The sequence below is a fragment of the Streptomyces sp. NPDC026515 genome (assembly GCF_055567595.1).
In genome coordinates this window covers 1-1,838 of the sequence record NZ_JBVHQD010000057.1, presented here as the reverse complement: position 1 = coordinate 1,838, position 1,838 = coordinate 1, and the positions used below count along the sequence as shown (strand labels likewise).

2 protein-coding genes, 1 tRNA gene and 1 rRNA gene are annotated in these 1,838 nt (G+C 68.4%); 1 reads left to right on the top strand and 3 read right to left on the bottom strand.

Annotated elements, in window-relative coordinates; genetic code table 11:
- The first annotated feature begins 188 nt into the window (after positions 1-188).
- Positions 189-776: a TetR/AcrR family transcriptional regulator gene (locus ACZ4O3_RS44060; protein WP_362727920.1), complete on the top strand. Its 588-nt coding sequence runs from the start codon at positions 189-191 to the stop codon at positions 774-776.
- 45 nt (positions 777-821) lie between these two features.
- Here ACZ4O3_RS44060 and ACZ4O3_RS44055 read toward each other — a convergent pair.
- From ACZ4O3_RS44055 to rrf, 3 genes are all read right to left on the bottom strand, one after another.
- Positions 822-894 (bottom strand) — tRNA-Thr (locus ACZ4O3_RS44055).
- Between the two features lie 76 nt (positions 895-970).
- Positions 971-1,633, bottom strand: coding sequence for a DegT/DnrJ/EryC1/StrS family aminotransferase (locus tag ACZ4O3_RS44050; protein ID WP_362727922.1), 663 nt, complete (start codon positions 1,631-1,633; stop codon positions 971-973).
- Positions 1,634-1,746: 113 nt separating this feature from the next.
- Positions 1,747-1,838, bottom strand: a 5S ribosomal RNA gene (gene rrf, locus ACZ4O3_RS44045); the annotation flags it as partial.

Genomic DNA, 1,838 nt, shown 5'->3' with positions numbered 1-1,838 from the left:
CGCCGACGCCACCCAGTGGCTCCAGGACACCGGCTTCGCCAAGGTCGAGGCCCGCCCCCTCATCGGCGGCTACACCGCCGTCTACGCCACCAAGTAGCAGCGCTCGGGCCCGCCGCCAGGTAGGCGGCCCGGAATGCCGCTCCGGCGCCGTCGACCAGCGAAGAGACAGACCGTTCTATGCTGACGACATGTCGAAGGCACAAGACGCGTCCGTACCGATTCGCCCCTCCCCGGCACGTGAGCGACTTCTGCGCACCGCGAGCCGGCTCTTCTACGGCGAGGGCATCCGCGGGGTCGGGGTGGATCGTGTCATGGCGGAGGCCGACGTGGCGCGCGGCACCTTCTACCGGCATTTCGACGGCAAGGACGACCTTGTGCGCGCCTACCTGGAGGCGACCGACCACCAGATCCGGGAGCGCGTCACCGCGGCGGCCCAGGAGATCACCTCTCCCGCGGACTTCCTCCTCGCGGTGGCGTCCGGCATCGGCACCGAGGTGTGCGGGCCGGGATTCCGGGGCTGTCCGTTCATCAATGCCGCGGCCGAGTACCCGGATTCCGCGAGCACGGTCCATCAAGCCGTACTTGAGCACCGCGCCTGGTTCCGTGACGTCCTGCGGGACGCCTTCCAGCGCCTCGGTGCGGCCGACCCCGGGCAATCGGCCGACTCGATGGTGGCGTTGCGCGACGGTGCGATGGTGGCCGGCTACCTCGGCGACGCCCGGACCGCCTGCGCGGTCCTGGTGCGCGGAGTCACCCATCTGGTCACCGTGCCCTGAAAACAAGAGAAGCCCCGCCCGAAAGGGCGGGGCTTTTCCTGTCGGAGCCCCCAAACGGAATCGAACCGTTGACCTTCTCCTTACCATGGAGACGCTCTGCCGACTGAGCTATAGGGGCCTGTTGCCTTTTCGGAGATTCCCCCTCGGCAACGGAATAGATCATACCCCGAACAGACCCGGGTTCCCAAACCCGTTCAGAAGGCGGGCTGGAGCAGTCCACCGAGTGCGTTGCAGGCGGAGACGATCCGCTGCATCTCCCGCTTCGTCAATGCGGCGTCCACGGGCAGCGACAGCGTGCCGTCCGCCGCCAGCTCGGTCTCCGGCAGCGAGACGCAACGCCGGAATTCCGGCAAGCGGTGCACCGGCGTCTTCACCGGTACCCGGCAGTCAACTCCCTTGCCCCGCAGCGCCCGCGCGAAGGCGTCCCGGTCGGGGCGGCCGTTCCCCGGCACCCGCACGACGTACTGCTGGTAGGTGTGCCCGTCGCCACCGTCCGGCGTCCGCACGCCTCGCAGCTTGGCATCGAGGTAGGCGGCGCGCTGCCGCCGCTGGGCGATCTCGTCGTACGGCGCCTCGGACTCGCCCTGCTCCAGGACCAGCAGTCCGTGGCGCTGCCCCAGCGCGTGCAATCCCCCGATGTCGGCCCACCGTCCGAAGCGGTGCACGACAACGACGGCCGCGGACCGGGGAGTTACCGCCGCTTCCACCGCTGAGGGGTCGAGGCAGTAGGTCACGGGATCTATGTCGGCGAACACCGGAAGCGCACCGGCGAGGGTCACGGCCTCGGCGACTTCCACGTTCCCGAAGGCCGGCACGATGACCTCGTCGCCGACTCCGACGCCGGCGGCCCTGAGCATTGCAGCAGTACCCATGCTGCGATGCTCGGCGCGCAACGTGAACTTTGCGTTACGCATACCAAAAAAGGGCTGGACCCGGAACGGAAGTTCCGGGTCCAGCCCTTTGAATGATTGTTCGGCGGTGTCCTACTCTCCCACAGGGTCCCCCCTGCAGTACCATCGGCGCTGTGAGGCTTAGCTTCCGGGTTCGGAATGTAACCGGGCG

What these genes read in the sequence shown, in the direction of transcription:
- ACZ4O3_RS44060 (WP_362727920.1), top strand. Translation starts at nt 189, where the DNA reads ATGTCGAAGGCACAAGACGCGTCCGTACCGATTCGCCCCTCCCCGGCA.
- ACZ4O3_RS44050 (WP_362727922.1), bottom strand. Translation starts at nt 1,633, where the DNA reads ATGCTCAGGGCCGCCGGCGTCGGAGTCGGCGACGAGGTCATCGTGCCG.